This is a genomic window from Microbispora bryophytorum (genome assembly GCF_006874465.1).
GTDB lineage: Bacteria > Actinomycetota > Actinomycetes > Streptosporangiales > Streptosporangiaceae > Microbispora > Microbispora bryophytorum.
Window position 1 is genome coordinate 223,236 of sequence record NZ_VIRL01000004.1, and the last position, 16,057, is coordinate 239,292.

Sequence of the window (16,057 nt, forward strand, 5' to 3'; positions counted from 1 at the left end):
GGAGGGGACGGGGCCGCATACCGGCTCTCCAATCATCGAAAGCGGCCACCGCGCCCGAGGCAAACGGCCCGGCGTGGGCCCGTCCGCCGGCCTGCGCGTTCGTCCGCCGCCGGGGCCGAGGCGAGGAAACTTTCAGACCCCGCGTCGCGGTGGCCGTAGCTGTGGACCGGCGAGCCGGCGAGCGGGTTTGTCCGGAGGGCCCGCACGCGAACCGTCCGCGTTGCGGGTCTGGGCGCGGGGGATGCCCGTGAGGATCGGCCGCCGCGTCCGCGGTGCCCTGCCGGATCGCGGCGAGATGGGCTGCGGTCACCGTGCCAATTCATCGGCAAGTGGCTCACAAGTCGCGATGCGTACAAACAGTGGCGTGAACGACTACGACATCCGGCGGCCGACGCTCGCCGACGCGGCGGCCATCCACGAACTGGTCGCCGAGCACGACATCGAAGTGACCGGCAAGCCCGACTGGACGCTTGACGACATCGCCGACACTCTCGGCGAGCTGGACCTGGAGCACGACAGCTGGGTGGTCCGCTCGGGCGGGCGGCTCCTGTGCTGGGGCTACGCCAGGCGCAAGGCGGCGAGCGACAACGTCGACGTCGACGTGCAGGCGCGGGAGCCCGGCGCGGCCGCCCTGATGTGGGACCTGGTGCTCGGCCGGGCCGGCGACCTTGCCCGCGAGGCCGGGCACGACCACGCGGTCGTCGACGTCAGCGTCTACGAGCAGGACACGGTCATGCGCGAGTCGGCCAAGGAGCACGGCTTCGCGCCCGCGACCAGTTTCCACCGCATGCGGACCGACCACGCCGGCGTGCGGCCCCTCTTCCTGCCCGGGGTCACGGTCGAGACCGGCGCACCCGGCGGTGAGGAACCGCGACGCACGGCGCACGCCGTCCAGCAGGAGGCGTTCGCCGAGCACTTCGGGTTCGTGCCGACGGCGTTCGAGGAGTGGGCCGGCGAAATGGAGGCGTCCAGCGCGAACGACTGGACGCAGCTGCTGCTGGCCCGGGTCCACGGCGAGCCCGCGGCCATGCTGCTCGGCACCAACCATTTCGTGCCCGACGAGAACTGCGGCTACGTCCGCACACTGGCGGTGCGGCCCGCATTCCGCGGGTACGGTCTCGGCCGGCTGTTGCTCACGCGGGCCTTCGAGGCCGACGAGCGGCGCGGGCGGGTGGGCACGATCCTGCACGTGGACAGCAACAACACCACTCCCGCGCTCGGCCTCTACCGGTCGGTCGGCATGCGCCCGGTGCTCGTCATCGACGTATGGCGGGCCTTTGTGCGTTCCACGCGTTGAGCCGGGGGTGTTCACAACTCGGATATCTCTACTGTGAAATGGGGAGGAACCAGACACTGAGGAGTGGTTGATGCTGCACGAGAGGCTCGAGGCGGTCTACGACAACGTCCTGCGCCGCAATGCGGGTGAGACCGAGTTTCACCAGGCCGTACGGGAGGTGCTGGAAAGCATCGGGCCGGTGCTCGGCAAGCACCCCGAGTACGCCGAGCAGAAAATCATCGAGCGGATCTTCGAGCCCGAACGGCAGATCATCTTCCGAGTGCCCTGGGAGGACGACCGGGGAGAGGTGCACATCAACCGCGGCTTCCGGGTCGAGTTCAACAGCGCGCTCGGGCCGTACAAGGGCGGGCTGCGCTTCCACCCCTCCGTCTACCTTGGCATCGTCAAGTTCCTGGCGGTCGAGCAGATCTTCAAGAACAGCCTGACCGGCCTGCCGATAGGCGCGGGGAAGGGCGGTGCGGACTTCGACCCGAAGGGCCGCTCCGACCGGGAGGTCATGCGCTTCTGCCAGAGCTTCATGACCGAGCTGTATCGGCACCTGGGTGAGCACACCGACGTGCCCGCGGGGGACATCGGCGTCGGGGGACGGGAGATCGGCTACCTGTTCGGCCAGTACAAGCGCATCACCAACCGGTACGAGTCCGGCGTCATCACCGGCAAGGGACTGGCCTATGGCGGCGCCCAGGTCCGCACCGAGGCCACCGGCTACGGCTGCGCGTTCTTCGTCGAGGAGATGCTCAAGGCGAGGGGCACGTCGTTCGACGGCAGGCGCGTGGTCGTCTCGGGCTCGGGCAATGTCGCCGTCTACGCCATAGAGAAGGTGAGCGAGCTGGGCGGCGTCGTCGTCGCCTGCTCCGACTCCTCCGGCTATGTGGTGGACGAGAAGGGCATCGACCTCGACCTCCTCAAGCAGGTCAAGGAGGTCGAGCGGCGCCGTCTCAGCGTCTACGCCGATCGCCGCGGCGCCGGGGCGGCGTACGTCGCCGGGCGCAGCGTGTGGGAGGTGCCCTGTGAGGTGGCGCTCCCCTCGGCCACGCAGAACGAGATCACCGGCAAGGACGCCGAGGCACTCGTGCGAGGCGGGTGCGTCGCTGTCGGCGAGGGTGCCAACATGCCCACCATGCCCGAGGGCATCCGGGTGTTCCGCGAGGCGGGGGTGGCCTTCGGCCCCGGAAAGGCCGCGAACGCGGGCGGCGTGGCCACCAGCGCACTGGAGATGCAGCAGAACGCCAGCCGCGACTCGTGGACGTTCGAGTTCTCCGAGCGGCGGCTCCAGGAGATCATGAGCGACATCCACGCCCGCTGCCTGGAGACCGCCGACACGTACGGCATGCCGGGCGACTACGTGGCCGGCGCGAACATCGACGGCTTCAGGAGGGTGGCGGACGCGATGCTCGCCCTCGGCCTCATCTGAGCGCCCGCCCGGGTGCTCATCCGGTGCTCGTCCGGGCTCATCCGGTGCTCGGGCGGGCGCTTGTGCGGGGGCTCATCCCGGGTTCCGGCGGGTGCGCAGGAGAGGCAGCGCGCACCCGCCCGCGGCCAGCGAGACCGCGGCCAGCCACAGCGACGTCACCGTGGCGGCGTGCGCCGACGGGGCGAGGCTGAGGAACAGCGTGCCGAAGGCGGCCACGCCGACGACCTGGCCGAGCTGGAGCATCATCGCCAGCAGGCCGCTGGCGTCGGCCGCCTCGGCGGGCGCGACCCGGGCCAGCGCCACCGCCATGAGCGGGCTGAACGTGCCCGCCATGCCTGCACCGATGGCCGCGAAGCTGATCTCCAGCAGCGGCTCGCCGTGGCCGCCGCCGGACAGCGCCGCCGCCAGGGCCAGCTCGCCCGCGCAGGTGACGACGGCGGACACGACGATCATCGGCCGGTGCAGGCGGGCCGGCAGCCGCTTCCAGTTGAGGCTGGTCAGCCCGAACGCGGCGGCCGCGGGGATGAAGAGGCAGCCCGCGCGCAGGGCGCTGTCGCCGAGGTCGCCCTGCAGGTGGAGGGCCATGGCGAACAGCCAGCCGCCGTACGCCGCCATCACGAGGAAGATGCCCGCCGCGGCGACGGCCACCCCGGGAGCGCGCAGCAGGCGGCCGGGGACGAGCGGATGCGCCGCACGCCGCTCCACGAGCAGGAACGCGCAGAGCGCGAGAACCGACAGGCCCATCGCGACCCACCCCCACAGCGGCCAGTCCTCCTCGTGCCCGAGCACGAGCGGCACGACCAGCAGGCAGACCGCGAGCGACAGGGTGACCAGGCCGGGCACGTCGAAACCCTGCTCACGCCGCATGTGCGCGGCGGGCAGCCTCCGGGCTCCGACGGCCAGCAGGGCGAGCCCGATCGGCACGTTGACCAGGAAGACCGGCCGCCAGGCCGTGCCGAACAGGTCGGCGGTCACCAGCAGCCCGCCGAGCACCTGTCCGACGACCGCGCCGACCGAGATGACCGTGGCGTAGACGCCGAGCGCCCGCCCCCGCGAGGCGCCGTCGAAGGTGACCTGGATCAGGCTGAGCACCTGGGGCACCATCAGGGCGGCTCCCGCGCCCTGCACCAGCCGGAAGGCGATCAGCACGCCGGTCGACGGGGCGAGCCCGCACATCAGCGACGCGGCCGTGAACACCGCGAGCCCGGTGAGGAACAGCCGCCGGTAGCCGAGCAGCCCCCCGAGGCGCGCCCCGGTGATCAGCAGCATGGCGTACGCGACGGTGTAGCCGGAGATGACGAGTTGCAGCCCGGAGCCGGTGGCCCCGAGATCGGTGCGCATCGTCGGCGCGGCGACGTTGACGATGGTGGCGTCGAGGACGGCCATGAACTGCCCCGCCAGGATGACGGTGAGCAGCAGAGTCTGCGAGGTTCGCCGCGCGGCCGGCGCGCGGGTGGTGACAGTGGTCATGCAGGCAACGATGCGGCCGCCCTGGTACGGGTAACGAGAGCCTGCGGATACTGGTACTGACACCACCTGGCAACGCGGTCGCGCAGCCGCCAGGATGGGGAGGTGACGACGGGGACGCGTATCAGGAACACCAGGCGTGAGGAGCTCGCGGCCTTCCTGCGCAGCAGGCGCGAGCGGATCCGGCCCGAGGACGTCGGTCTGCCGCCCGGGCTGCGCCGCCGCACCCCGGGCCTGCGGCGGGAGGAGGTCGCCCAGCTCGCGGGCGTGGGCGTGACCTGGTACACCTGGCTGGAGCAGGGCCGCCCCATCAACGCGTCGGTGCAGGTGCTCGACGCCGTCGCCCGCACGCTGCGGCTGGACGCCGCCGAGCGGGAGCACCTCTACCGGCTGGCGGACCTGCCGGAGATCGCCGACCCGGCGGGCGACGGGGAGGGCCTCGACGCCGAGGTGTACACGATCCTGCGCCGGCTCGATCCGCTGCCCGCATGCGTCTACAACGGGCGATACGACCTGCTCGCCGGGAACGCCGCGTACGGCACGATCTTCGCCTCCGTGGTCGACCGGCCACGGCTCGAACGCAACGTCCTGTGGCGGGTGTTCACCATGCCGGACTGCTGCTGCCCGCTCGTGAACAGGGACGAGGAGCTCCCGCAGATGGTCGCGACGCTGCGGGCGACCTTCGGCAGACACGTGGGAGAGCCGGCGTGGACGAGCTTCGTCTCCCGGCTGTCTGCGGCCAGCCCGGAGTTCGCCCGGATGTGGGCGATGCACGAGGTGGCCAGGCCGGGCGTCCGGGTGAAGCTGTTCAGGCACTCGGCGGTGGGCCTGATCCGCCTGACGTCCACCAGCATGGCGCTGGCGGCGCCGCCGGAGGCCCGCGTCGTGGTCTACACGCCGATGGACGACGAGAGCAGGCAGCGCATCGATTGGCTGGCGGCCCATCCGGAGGTCGTCCACTGCCCGCTGCATGTGGAGCCCGTCCGCGGGTAAAGCCGCAGTCATGGCCTGCCGAATCAGTGAACTCATCGTCGACTGCCACGACCCCGAGCGACTTGCCGCCTTCTGGTGCGCGGTGCTGGACTTCGAGGTGATCGAGAGGAAGGACGGCTGGGTGGAGATCGGCCCGCCCGGCACCGGCTTCGGTGGCCTGCAGCCGACGCTCATCTTCGAGCCGGTGCCCGAGCCCAAGCGGGGCAAGCTGCGCCTGCACATCGACGTCAACCCCACCGACCGCGACCAGGAGGCCGAGTTGGAGCGTCTGCTCAAGCTCGGCGCCGCACCAGCCGACGTGGGCCAGACCGGTGAGGAGGACTGGCACGTGCTCGCCGACCCGGAGGGCAACGAGTTCTGCCTGCTGCGCCGCCGCCTGTGAGCCTCGCGCAGGCCCATGCGGTAGCGTCCGGAGGGTGGCGAGGATCTTCACGGTCGACGAGGCCAGATCGCTGATGCCGGCGGTGCTGGAGCACGCCCGCGCATTCGTCGCCGTGCGCGCCGACCTGGCCGAGCTCACCCACGACCTGCGGCACGCGGGCGCCTCACCCCTCGGCGGCCTGCCGGAGGCCAAGGGTCTGGAGGCGCGCATGGACGAGATCCTGAGCTGGTTCGACGCCGAGGACATCGAGGTCAAGGGCGTCGCCCCGCTGCTCGTGGACTTCCCCGCCGTGCTCGGCGAGGTGTCCGTACGGCTGTGCTGGCTGGAGGGGGAGACCGCCCTCGGCTGGTACCACCGCAGCGACCTAGGCTTCCCCGGCCGCCGCGCCCTGCCGTGACTCGCGGCTGCCGCCGCGCCCCTGCCGTGACTCGCGGCTGCCGCCGCGCTTTTCCCTGACGACGCGCCTGCCCTGACGTGGCGGCTACGTCCGCGCCTGCCCCTGATCTCGGCCGCCTCCATCGAGGATTCACCGCCGCGGAAACGGCGGCCGCCCTGGCGACGACGCCTGGCACCGAGCTGACCGGTGCCCGGATTCTCGTGCGGAGCTGACCGCCGGTTCCGTACGTCATCGCGATTCTGGGAGCACCTCAGGGCTTGCACGTGAGTTATCCATGGGGATAACTTTACCCACGTGGATAATGAACCGATGTGGCCCGTCGTGCGGGCGCTGTTCGTCGCCGTCCTCGTCATCTCCATCGCCGCACTCGGTGTGGCCGCCGTCGTCGGCGGCAACTGGGTGGTGTGGCTGCGCGGGGCGGCCGTGGCCGCGGCGTCCGTCTGGCTCGTCGCCCTGACCGGGCAGGCCGCGCGTGGCAAGAGGGCCGCGTACGTACGCATCCGCTTCGTCAGCATCGCCGCGCCCATCGGCATCGTGCTCATCCTGCTCGCGCCCGACAGCGGTTATCCGATGTGGATGAAGGCGGAGCAGGGAGTCGTCGGCGTCCTGGTCGCCGCCGTCGCGCTGATCGTCAACCGGCGCGCGATGCGTGCGGCGTATCCGAAGGGTGGCAAGCTGAGGTGACATGAGAAGCGTTGGGACTCGTCAGGCGGCCACCGAGGCGCGCAGAGCTCAGATCGCCTCGGCCGCGATCGCCGTGCTCGCCGAGCGCGGCTACGCGGAGACCACGTTCGAGGCCATCTGCGAGCATGCCGGGCTCAGCAGCAAAAGGCTGATCACCTACCACTTCTCCAGCAAGGACCGGCTGTTCGAGGCCGTCGTCCAGCAGGTCGTCGCCGACGCCGCGGCCTTCATGCGACCGGCGTTGCAGGCCGCGCACGGAGCCCGCGCCCAACTGGAGGCGTTCATCAGGTCGAACATCGCCTTTGTCGCCCGCCATCCCGGGCACGTGCGCGCGGTGCAGCAGATCGCCTTCAACAAGGCCCCTGCCGGAGGCGCGGAACGGGACGCCGCGATCGCCAGGCTCGTGGCCCTGTTCGCGGACGGGCAACGTACGGGGGCCTTCCGGAGCTTCGACTGCACGGTGATGGGAGCGGCGCTGCGCGCGTCCATCGACACGATGGCCGAGCGGGTCGTCGACGGTTCCGATCCCGGCGTCTGCGCGGACGAACTCGTGGAGCTGTTCGACCGCGCGACCCGTGTGGAGCAGTCCGCCGGCGAGGGCGACCGGCCTTAGGGAGTGTCGGACACGACCTAGTCGGACAGGTCGTCGAAGCCGTCGAACTCGCCGAAGGCGGCGCCGTACCGCACGCACACCATGCGGGCCACGGACTCGTGCGCGCCGAGGGGTTCGGCGCATCCGGCGCCGATCGACTCGGCGGCCGTCGTGATCCGCGCGAGGTCGGCCTCGGGTCCGATGACGTACGGCACCATGGCCAGCCGGTTGGCGCCGATGTTGCGCAGGCGCTCGGCGGCGTCGCGCACGCTCGGCTGACCGTCCAGCGCGGCGGGGACGACGGGGAGCGTCAGGCGGGCGGCCAGCAGGACGGCCGTGGCGTCGGCGCCCCGGGCGGCCTCGTCGCCCCCGGCGGTCGCGACGATGATCCCGTCGACCGGCGAGGAGACGTTGAACAGGCGCATGCGGTCGGCGCGGGCCAGGCCCGCCTCGGCCAGGCGCACGTGCAGGGCCTCGGCCAGCAGCGGATGCGGACCGAGCGGCTCGGTGACCCGGACCGCGGCCTCGCTCTGCGTCACGGCGTCCCGTACGGCGCGCAGCACGCGCGGATGGGGCCCGGTGACGAGCGGGACGACCACCGCGGCCGGTCCGTCCGCGGGACGCTGGGCGGCGATGGACGCGAACTCCTTGGTGAGGTCGGCGCCGCCGTCGGCCAGCGAGACGATGCGAAGGTCGATCTGCGGGTTGTCGAACCTGACGATGGAGGCGACCTCCATGGCAACCACGTCATCGCTCGGGCCCACCGGATCCCCGGCCTTGCCCGGCACCGCCAGAACCAGGGCGGGCGCGTCGGGCGGCAGGTCGGCGGGGAGCGGCCGTCGGTGGCGGCCGGTTCCGGGCCGAGGAGAGCGCTCTCTGGTGGGGAGCTTCGGAGGATCCTCGTGACCTTCGTTCACACCGGCGGATTCTAGGGCGAATCTGGTCGAAGAGCAGAACCAACGCGCGGCTTGTTGCGGCTTGGTGATCTAGACGGTTTACCTGTTCGTTACTTGACGCTCCCCAGGGGACCCGCTTTGATATGGACTCATCCGGCCGTAAACGTTTACGGATTGTCGCAGATTACCGGCTGGTAAACGATTACAGGACACTCTCTTCCAAGTGAGGTGCCGTGACCGAGGGTCCCACGATCACTACGATCGCGCAACGCGCCGGAGTGTCGATCGCCTCGGTGTCACGGGTGCTCAACGGGCTGCCGACCCGCGAGGACACCGTGCGGCGCGTCATGCGCGCGGCCGACGAACTCGGCTACGTCCCCAATTCGGTCGCCCGCTCGCTCCGCAACCGCCGCACCGACCAGATCGCCTTCGCGATGGCCGACATCGGCAACCCGGTCTACGTGGCCATGGTGCGCGAGGTCCAGCCGCTGCTGAAGGAGGCCGGCTACCGGCTCCTGATCCACTCCACCGACGGCGACGCCGAGGACGAGCTCGGCGTGCTGCGCGGGCTGCGCGAGCGCTACGTGGACGGCCTGATCATCAGCCCGCTGCGCGGCGTCACCGAGGAGCACGTCGAGGCCATCGTCGCCGCCCGCGCCCCCGTCGTCGTCATCGGCTCGCTGCCCGAGGACATGCCGGACGGTGCGCTGGTGGACAACGTGCGGACCGACTCCAGAACCGGCGTGCGGCTCGCGCTGGATCACCTGCACGCCATCGGAAGGCGGCGCATCGGCTTCCTCAACGGACCGCTGGGCACCGTTCCCGGCGCCGCCCGCGCCGCCGCCTACCGGGAGGCACTGGAGGCGCTGGACCTGCCGTACGACGAGGACCTCGTCGAGGTGGGCGACTTCTACCGCGACAGCGGCGCGCGTGCCGCGCGGGCGCTGCTGGCGCGCGCGCCCGGCGTGGACGCGCTGATGTGCGCAAACGACCTCATCGCGCTGGGCGCGCTCGACGTGCTGCGCGAGCAGGGAAGGGACGTCCCGGGTGACGTGGCGGTGGTGGGCATGGACGACACCGACCTCGCCTCCGTGACCTGGCCGACGCTGACCAGCGTCTCGCTCGGGTCGGCCGAGCGCGGCCGGGCGGCGGCCGGGCTGCTGCTCGACCGGCTGCAGAACGGCCCGCGCGAGCCGCGGGTGGTGGTCGTGCGGCCGAGCCTCACGATCCGCGGCTCGACCACTCTTCCCGAGGCGTCGCCGGGAGGTGCCCGGTGACCGCGCTCGTCGAGCGGCCGTACGGCCGCTCGGGAGGCGGGCCGCGTCGTGGGCCCCGTCGTGGGCCCCGTCGTGGGCCATGGTCCGGGGGCGGGCTCGTGCTGCTGCTCCCGGCGCTCGTGCCGGTGCTGGTCTTCAGCGTGGGCCCGCTGGTCTACGGCATCCTGCTGGCCTTCACCGACGCGCGGTCCGGCCGCAATGCCGAGACCTCGTTCGTCGGCCTGGAGAACTTCGCCGAGTTGCTGTCGGACGGCGACTTCTGGGAGTCGTTCCGGATCGGCATGATCTGGGGCCTGTCGGTGACCGTGCTGCAGTTCCTCGCCTCGCTGGGGCTCGCGCTGCTGCTGAACCAGGACCTGCGCCTGCGCGGCGTCGCCCGGGTGCTGGCGGTCGTGCCGTGGGCCATGCCGCCCGTGGTGGTCGGCCTGATGTGGCGGCTGGTCTACCACCCGGACGCGGGACTGCTCAACGGACTGTTCGGCTCGGACGTCGACTGGCTGCACGATTTCTCCCTCGCGCTGCCCGCGGTCATCGTCGTCGGGGTCTGGACCGGCATGCCGCAGACCACGGTCGTGCTGCTCGCCGGCCTGCAGAGCGTGCCGAGGGAGCTCTACGAGGCGGTCAGCGTCGACGGCGCGGGCGCCTGGCGGCGGTTCTGGAACGTCACGCTGCCGCAGCTGCGGCCCGTCGTCGTGGCCATCACCTCGCTCGACTTCGTCTGGAACATCAACCAGTTCAGCCTGGTCTACGTGCTCACCCAGGGCGGGCCGGGCGGGCGGACGAGGCTGCCCATGCTGTTCGCCTACGAGGAGGGGTTCCGCTACGGCTTCTTCGGGTACGCCGCGACGCTCGGCGTGGCGATCACGATCGTCGTGCTGGCCGTGCTGGGCCTGTACCTGTGGCGGCAGGCGCGGGAGGGAGACTGACATGACCCGCGCGCTGAAATACCTCGCCCTGCTGGGATACCTCGTGTTCCTGGCGTTCCCGCTGCTGTGGCTGCTGTCCACGGCGCTGAAGACGCCGCAGGAGATGGCCGCCCTCGACCCCACCTGGATCCCGCGCCGGCCCACGCTGGCCAACTTCGCCGACGCCTTCGCCGAGCAGGACCTGGTCGGCGCCGGGCTGCGCAGCCTCGTCGTCGCGGTCGCCACCGCCCTGATCACGGTGGCGCTCGCGCTGCCCGCGGCGTACGCGCTGGCCCGGTTCCGCGGCGTGGCCGGGAAGATCGCGATCGGCTGGGTGCTGGTCAGCCAGGTCTTCCCGGTCGTCCTGATCATCATTCCGCTGTTCATGGTGCTGCGGCGGATGGAACTGGTGAACACCCTCGCCGGGCTCACGGTCGTGCACGTCACGTTCGTCATGCCGTTCGCGCTGTGGATGCTGCGCGGGTATGTGCGGGCGGTGCCGCGCGAGCTGGAGGAGGCGGCGGCCGTGGACGGCGCGGGCCGGCTGCGCGCACTGGCCGCCGTCGTCGCGCCGCTGCTCGCGCCCGGCGTGGTCGCGACGCTGCTGTTCAGCTTCATCTCGTCCTGGAACGAGTTCATGTTCGCCCTCGTGATCCTCAAGGATCCCGGGGTGGAGACCCTTCCGCTGACGCTGGTGCGCTTCGTCGGCCCGGAGGGGGTCGCCCGGCTCGGGCCGCTGGCGGCGGCGTCGCTGCTCGCGACCGTGCCGAGCCTCGTCTTCTTCGCCACCATCCAGCGGCGCCTGCGGTCCGGCCTGATGGCCGGGGCCGTCAAGGGCTGACCCGCATGGCGACACCTGATAGGAGGTCTCAATGAGCGAGCGTAGCGAGCTGATCGGGAAACACAGCGGTCGACGAATGTCGCTCCGAGCCGAAGGCGAGGAGGCGGCATGAAGAGATTGAGTGCCGCGCTGGCCGTGGCGGCGGTCGCGCTCGCCGCCGGGTGCGGGAGCGGCGGCGGCGACGGCGGCGGTGACGCGGCGTCCGGGGAGCCGGTGAAGCTGCGCTTCCTCAGCCTGGCCTGGCAGAAGGAGTCGATCGAGGCCAACAAGCAGATCGTCGCCGACTGGAACACGGCCAATCCGAAGATCCAGGTCGAGTACGTCCAGGGGAGCTGGGACAACGTCAACGACCAGCTCGTGACGTCGTTCGAGGCCGGCGATCCGCCGGACGTCATCCACGACGACTCCCCGGCGCTGTCGAGCTTCGCCTCGCGGGGCTTCCTGCTCGACCTCACCGGCAAGATCCCCGCCGAGCTGAACGGCGACATCCCGCAGGCCGCGTGGGACACGGTCACCTTCTCCGACGGCAAGAGCGGCCAGGGCGTCTACGGCGTGCCGTTCCTCCAGGAGTCGCAGGTGCTCATCGCCAACAAGAAGCTACTCGACGGCGCCGGCGTGCGCGTGCCCACCCCGGACTCCCCGTGGACGTGGGACGAGTTCGCCGACGCGGCCGGGAAGCTCACCAAGAAGGGCGCGTACGGCGTGGCCTGGCCGATGAAGTCGCCGGTCAACAAGGTGCTGAACCTGGCGCTCAACTTCGGCGGCACCTTCTTCGACACCCAGGGCGGCAAGACCACGGTGAAGGTCGGGCCGCAGGAGCGCGAGGTGCTCCAGCGCATTCACGACCAGCTCTACACCGACAGGTCGGCCGACCCGTCCGCGCTCGGCATGGGCACCGCCGACCCGCTGCCGGGCTTCTTCGCCGGCAAGTACGCGATCGTCCCGGCCGGGGTGTACCTGCGCCAGCAGGTCGCCGAGCAGGCGCCGAGCGGGTTCGAGTGGGTCACGCTGCCGCCGCTGAAGGGACAGACCTCCCAGCAGGGCGCGGTCTCCCAGACGCTGTCGGTCGCCGCCGACAGCAAGCACCCCGACGAGGCGCTGAAGTTCATCGCGTACTTCCTGAACGGCCCGAACCAGGCGAAACTGGCCAAGGGTGACTGGCTGCTGCCCACCAGCACGACCGCCGCGAAGGATCCCGCGCTCACCACGAAGGAGAACGGGTGGGACGTCGCCACCGCCTCGGCGAAGGACCTCGTCGTCGCGCCGTTCCTCAAGGTGAACGGGTTCGACGAGTGGAAGAGCAAGGTGGCCACGCCGGCGATGCAGGAGTACTTCGCCGACAAGATCAGCCTGGACGAGCTGGCCAAGCGACTCGTCGAGGACGGGAACAAGGTGCTGGAGCGGTACAGCCGTTGATCTCCGTACGTGACCGCGCCCGGGGCTGTCTGCTCGGACTCGCCGCCGGCGACGCCCTGGGCGCCCCCGCGGAGAACCTCGCTCCGGAGGAGATCGCGGCCCGGTGGGGCGTGCTGACCGAGATCGAGCGCGGCGGCACCGACGACACCGAATACACGATCTTCGCCGCCACCGTGCTCCTGCGCCACGGCCACGCGCTCACCTCCGAGGACGTGGCGCGGGCCTGGCGCGAGGAGATCGTGGCGCGACTCGACGGGCCGATGCGCGGCGCCGGGTTCTCCGAGCTCGGCACCGTCGAGGCCCTGCGCCGCGGCCTGGAGCCGCCGCTGACCGGCCGGTGGCACGCCCACGGCTGGTCCGACGGCCTGGCCATGCGGGCCGCGCCGTACGGAATCTTCGCGGCGGGCGACCCGGACGAGGCGGCGCGGCTGGTGGAGGCCGACGGGCGGGTGAGCCACACGGGCGAGGGGATACTCGGCGGCCGGGCGGTGGCCGCGGCGGTCGCGGTCGCGATGACCGGCGCCCCGCCCGGCGAGGTGGCCGGGGCGGCCCTGCGGGCGGTTCCGGAGGACTCCTGGACGGCCCGCAACCTTCGCGCCGCGCTCGACGTCGTGGCCCGCACGTCCCGCCCCCTCCGGGGACGTGCGCTGCCCGATTCCTCCGGTCGTGGGCTACACGATTCCCTTGGGCGTGCTCTGCACGGCTCCGGTTGTGGGCTGCACGATTCCTTTGGGCGTGCTCTGCACGATTCTTTTGGGCGTGCTCTGCACGACACGGTCGTGGTCAGGCACTACCCGTGGACGGACCTGGCGCCCGAAGCGGTCGCCCTCGCGTTCGCCGCCTACACGGCGGGTGACGGGGAGGTCGAGGCGTCGGTCGTCATCGCGGCCAACCTCGGCAGGGACGCCGACACCACCGCCGCCGTCGCCGGGGCTCTCGCGGGGGCCGGCCGGGGCGAGGCGGCGGTGCCGGCGCGCTGGGCCGAGCGCATCGGCCCGGTGGCGGGCCGGTGCCTGCCCGTGGTCGCCGGACGCGATGTCCGCGACGTCGCCGACGAGATCGTGAAGGGACTGTAGGACCACATGCCATCGGGGCACAGGCAGGACGGGCGGGACAGGCTCGATCGCGTGCGGGGGGCCTTCGCCGGTCTCGCCGCCGGCGACGCGGCCGGGTGGCCGGCCGCCCGGCACCGGTCCGCGCTGCTGGCCGGCTGGGCCAGGCGGCTGCACCGGGAGCTCGACGCGTTCGCCGAGGAGCGTCAGGTCACCACGCTGCCGGTGCCGTTCGCGCTGAACCAGCCGGTGGCGCCGCTGGCGGTCGGCCCGTCGGACGACGCCGAGTGGCTGGCCTGGACGGCCCTGACCATCCGGGAGAACCGGGCGGAGGCGTTCGGCCGCCTCGCGGGCCGCGACGACTTCCGGGCGCGCATCTCGGTGTGGGCGGCGCTCGACAACCTGGCGGCGGGCAAGCTCCCGCCCGCCAGCGGGCACGACAACCCCCACCACTTCGACGACGCCGCCGCCGTGCGGGCCGTCGCCTTCGGCGCGGCCGGGCTGGACCCGTTGGAGGACGCGTGCGTCACCAACGCGGAGGACGGCGTGCTCGGCGCGGTCGCGACGGCCCGGGCGGTCGCGGCGCTGACGGACGGCGCTCCGATGGCCGACGCGGTGGAGGCGGCGCTCGGCGCGCTGCCGCCGGACACGGCCATCGGGCACGCGGCGCGCGAGGCGCTCGCGGCGGCGCGGGCGGCGGGCTCGCCCTTCGCCGCCGTGCCGGCGCTGGACGCCGCCGTGCTCGACCACGTCTACAGCTACGGTGTGGCCGCCGCGCAGACGGTGCCGATCGCGCTGGCCCTCGCGGACGCCGCCGTCACCTCCGCCCGACGGACGCCCGGTGTGGAGAGGGTCGCTGTGGAGCGGCCCGGCGTGGAGGAGTTCGGTGCGGAGCGGCCCGGTGTGGAGAGGGTCGGTGTGGAGCGGCCCGGCGTGGAGAGGGTCGGTGTGGAGCGGCCCGGCGTGGAGAGGGTCGGCGCGGAGGCGTTCGGCGCGGGCGTCTCGGCCGCGGCCTGCCTGGCGCCGGTCGCCGACTCCGCGCCGGCGCTCACGGGCGCGCTGCTCGGCTGCGCCGCGGGCTACGACGCGCTGCCCGCCGCCTGGCGCGAGCGGGTCCGCACCCTGGCCGGTTGCTGCCTGCCGGAGCTCGCGGGAGCCGACCTGCTGGACATCGCCGGGCGACTCGCATGACGCCCGGCACATCTCGGGACAAGGGGGAGGACTGGATGACGCCGCAGGAGGGCCCGCCGGTCGATGCGCCGGTCGATGTGCTGGCCGACAAGGCGGTCGGATGTGTGGCGGGCGCCGCGGTGGGCGACGCGCTCGGCGGAGCCACCGAGGGCTGGACGCCCGAGCAGATCCAGGAGCGCTACGGCGGCCGGGTCCGCGGCATCGTCCCACCCTTCAACGAGGACTGGCGCAACGCCCGCCCGATCGCGCCCTACCACAAGGGGGACGGCCACGTCACCGACGACACGTTGATGACGCACGCCCTCATCCGGGTGTACGAGCGCGTCGGCGGCCACCTCGACGCCTACGCCGCGGCCGAGCACCTGGTCCCCGAGATGATGGGGGACAAGCGGTGGATCCCCGAGCTGGAGGCCGAGGCGCTGCCGCTCCACCGGGTGTTCCTCGCCGAGAAGTGGCTCGTGCTGCGGCTGCACTACGGCCACGCCGACCCCCGCGAGGCCGGCGTCGGCAACATCGTCAACTGCGGCGCCGCGATGTACATGGCCCCGGTCGGCGTCGTCAACGCCGGCGACCCCGACGGCGCGTACGCCGAGGCGATCGACCTGGCCGGGGCGCATCAGTCGAGCTACGGCCGCGAGGCGGCGGGGGTGCTCGCGGCGGCGGTCGCCGAGGCTATGCGGCCGGGGGCGACCCCCGACTCGGTGGTCGCCACCTGCCTGCGGCTCGCCCGCGACGGCACCCGGGCCGCCATCGACGCGGTCTGCTCGGTCGCCCGGGGCCTCGGCCACTGGGACGGCTCGTTCGAGGCCCTTCGGGCCGCCATCCGGCCGTACGACACGGTGGCCGACACCTACCGCGACCAGGGTCTCGGGGCGCGGCGGCCGAGCCGGCTGCACAGCATCGAGGAGTTGCCGCTCGCGCTCGCGTTCCTGGTGATGGCCGAGGGCGACTACCGCGAGACCGTGCTCGGCGGCGTCAACTACGGGCGCGACGCCGACTCGATCGCCTCGATGGGCGGCGCCGTCGCCGGGGCGCTCGGCGGGCGGGCCGCCGTCCCCGCCGACTGGCTGGAACAGGTCGCGACGGCCAGCCGCACGGACCTGGTCGGGCCGGGGCTGGCGCTCGCGGCCGTGGCACGGCGGGTCCACCGGGCCGACGCGGAGCGCCGCCGCGCGCACGAGGCCGCCTTCGACGCCCTGCTCGCGCCGCGCGGAGAAGGGGACGCCCGATGACCCCGGCGGCGCGAAGCGGAG

Annotated in this window: 16 protein-coding genes; 14 read left to right on the plus strand and 2 right to left on the minus strand. The window is 72.4% G+C overall.

Annotated elements, in window-relative coordinates:
- Positions 1–364: 364 nt before the first annotated feature.
- Positions 365–1,297: a GNAT family N-acetyltransferase gene (locus FLX07_RS11215; RefSeq protein ID WP_229689675.1), complete on the plus strand. Its 933-nt coding sequence runs from the start codon at positions 365–367 to the stop codon at positions 1,295–1,297.
- Positions 1,298–1,367: 70 nt separating this feature from the next.
- Positions 1,368–2,711 (plus strand): NADP-specific glutamate dehydrogenase, encoded by a 1,344-nt coding sequence (gene gdhA, locus FLX07_RS11220; protein WP_142570357.1) that lies wholly within the window; start codon positions 1,368–1,370, stop codon positions 2,709–2,711.
- Between the two features lie 72 nt (positions 2,712–2,783).
- On the opposite strand, the gene FLX07_RS11225 is transcribed toward gdhA, so the two are convergent.
- A complete protein-coding gene (locus FLX07_RS11225; protein ID WP_167748201.1) occupies positions 2,784–4,181 on the minus strand; it encodes an MFS transporter in 1,398 nt (465 codons plus the stop codon).
- A gap of 102 nt (positions 4,182–4,283) precedes the next feature.
- Here FLX07_RS11225 and FLX07_RS11230 point away from each other — a divergent pair, with 102 nt between their 5' ends.
- From FLX07_RS11230 to FLX07_RS11250, 5 genes are all read left to right on the plus strand, one after another.
- Entirely contained in the window at positions 4,284–5,171 is an 888-nt protein-coding gene (locus tag FLX07_RS11230; protein WP_167748202.1) for a helix-turn-helix transcriptional regulator, read from the plus strand.
- A 10-nt stretch (positions 5,172–5,181) separates the two neighbouring features.
- Positions 5,182–5,553 (plus strand): VOC family protein, encoded by a 372-nt coding sequence (locus FLX07_RS11235; RefSeq protein WP_142570361.1) that lies wholly within the window; start codon positions 5,182–5,184, stop codon positions 5,551–5,553.
- Between the two features lie 34 nt (positions 5,554–5,587).
- Positions 5,588–5,950: a DUF2203 domain-containing protein gene (locus FLX07_RS11240; protein WP_142570363.1), complete on the plus strand. Its 363-nt coding sequence runs from the start codon at positions 5,588–5,590 to the stop codon at positions 5,948–5,950.
- Positions 5,951–6,259: 309 nt separating this feature from the next.
- A complete protein-coding gene (locus tag FLX07_RS11245) occupies positions 6,260–6,634 on the plus strand; it encodes a hypothetical protein (RefSeq protein ID WP_142570365.1) in 375 nt (124 codons plus the stop codon).
- Between the two features lies 1 nt (position 6,635).
- Complete coding sequence (locus FLX07_RS11250) at positions 6,636–7,247, plus strand: TetR/AcrR family transcriptional regulator (RefSeq protein WP_142570367.1); 612 nt, start codon at positions 6,636–6,638, stop codon at positions 7,245–7,247.
- A 17-nt stretch (positions 7,248–7,264) separates the two neighbouring features.
- Here FLX07_RS11250 and FLX07_RS11255 read toward each other — a convergent pair whose 3' ends face one another.
- Entirely contained in the window at positions 7,265–8,143 is an 879-nt protein-coding gene (locus FLX07_RS11255) for a sirohydrochlorin chelatase (RefSeq protein ID WP_142570369.1), read from the minus strand.
- Between the two features lie 212 nt (positions 8,144–8,355).
- Here FLX07_RS11255 and FLX07_RS11260 point away from each other — a divergent pair, with 212 nt between their 5' ends.
- The 7 genes from FLX07_RS11260 (at position 8,356) to FLX07_RS11290 (ending at position 16,036) form a co-directional block, all read left to right on the plus strand.
- A complete protein-coding gene (locus FLX07_RS11260; protein WP_142570371.1) occupies positions 8,356–9,399 on the plus strand; it encodes a LacI family DNA-binding transcriptional regulator in 1,044 nt (347 codons plus the stop codon).
- A gap of 98 nt (positions 9,400–9,497) precedes the next feature.
- Positions 9,498–10,325, plus strand: a complete 828-nt coding sequence (locus FLX07_RS11265) for a carbohydrate ABC transporter permease (protein ID WP_229689677.1) — start codon at positions 9,498–9,500, stop codon at positions 10,323–10,325.
- A 1-nt stretch (position 10,326) separates the two neighbouring features.
- Positions 10,327–11,145 (plus strand): carbohydrate ABC transporter permease, encoded by an 819-nt coding sequence (locus FLX07_RS11270; RefSeq protein WP_142570375.1) that lies wholly within the window; start codon positions 10,327–10,329, stop codon positions 11,143–11,145.
- 108 nt (positions 11,146–11,253) lie between these two features.
- Positions 11,254–12,561, plus strand: a complete 1,308-nt coding sequence (locus tag FLX07_RS11275; RefSeq protein WP_142570378.1) for an ABC transporter substrate-binding protein — start codon at positions 11,254–11,256, stop codon at positions 12,559–12,561.
- Positions 12,558–13,637: an ADP-ribosylglycohydrolase family protein gene (locus tag FLX07_RS11280; RefSeq protein ID WP_142570380.1), complete on the plus strand. Its 1,080-nt coding sequence runs from the start codon at positions 12,558–12,560 to the stop codon at positions 13,635–13,637. The genes FLX07_RS11275 and FLX07_RS11280 overlap by 4 nt, the downstream gene beginning before the upstream one ends.
- 51 nt (positions 13,638–13,688) lie before the next feature.
- Positions 13,689–14,804: an ADP-ribosylglycohydrolase family protein gene (locus tag FLX07_RS11285; RefSeq protein ID WP_229689678.1), complete on the plus strand. Its 1,116-nt coding sequence runs from the start codon at positions 13,689–13,691 to the stop codon at positions 14,802–14,804.
- Positions 14,805–14,839: 35 nt separating this feature from the next.
- Positions 14,840–16,036: an ADP-ribosylglycohydrolase family protein gene (locus tag FLX07_RS11290; protein ID WP_142570383.1), complete on the plus strand. Its 1,197-nt coding sequence runs from the start codon at positions 14,840–14,842 to the stop codon at positions 16,034–16,036.
- Positions 16,037–16,057: the final 21 nt, after the last annotated feature.

Coding starts and splice junctions, on each gene's coding strand:
- gdhA (WP_142570357.1), top strand. CDS start 1,368: ATGCTGCACGAGAGGCTCGAGGCGGTCTACGACAACGTCCTGCGCCGC.
- FLX07_RS11225 (WP_167748201.1), bottom strand. CDS start 4,181: ATGACCACTGTCACCACCCGCGCGCCGGCCGCGCGGCGAACCTCGCAG.
- FLX07_RS11235 (WP_142570361.1), top strand. CDS start 5,182: ATGGCCTGCCGAATCAGTGAACTCATCGTCGACTGCCACGACCCCGAG.
- FLX07_RS11245 (WP_142570365.1), top strand. CDS start 6,260: ATGTGGCCCGTCGTGCGGGCGCTGTTCGTCGCCGTCCTCGTCATCTCC.
- FLX07_RS11250 (WP_142570367.1), top strand. CDS start 6,636: ATGAGAAGCGTTGGGACTCGTCAGGCGGCCACCGAGGCGCGCAGAGCT.
- FLX07_RS11270 (WP_142570375.1), top strand. CDS start 10,327: ATGACCCGCGCGCTGAAATACCTCGCCCTGCTGGGATACCTCGTGTTC.
- FLX07_RS11275 (WP_142570378.1), top strand. CDS start 11,254: ATGAAGAGATTGAGTGCCGCGCTGGCCGTGGCGGCGGTCGCGCTCGCC.
- FLX07_RS11290 (WP_142570383.1), top strand. CDS start 14,840: ATGACGCCGCAGGAGGGCCCGCCGGTCGATGCGCCGGTCGATGTGCTG.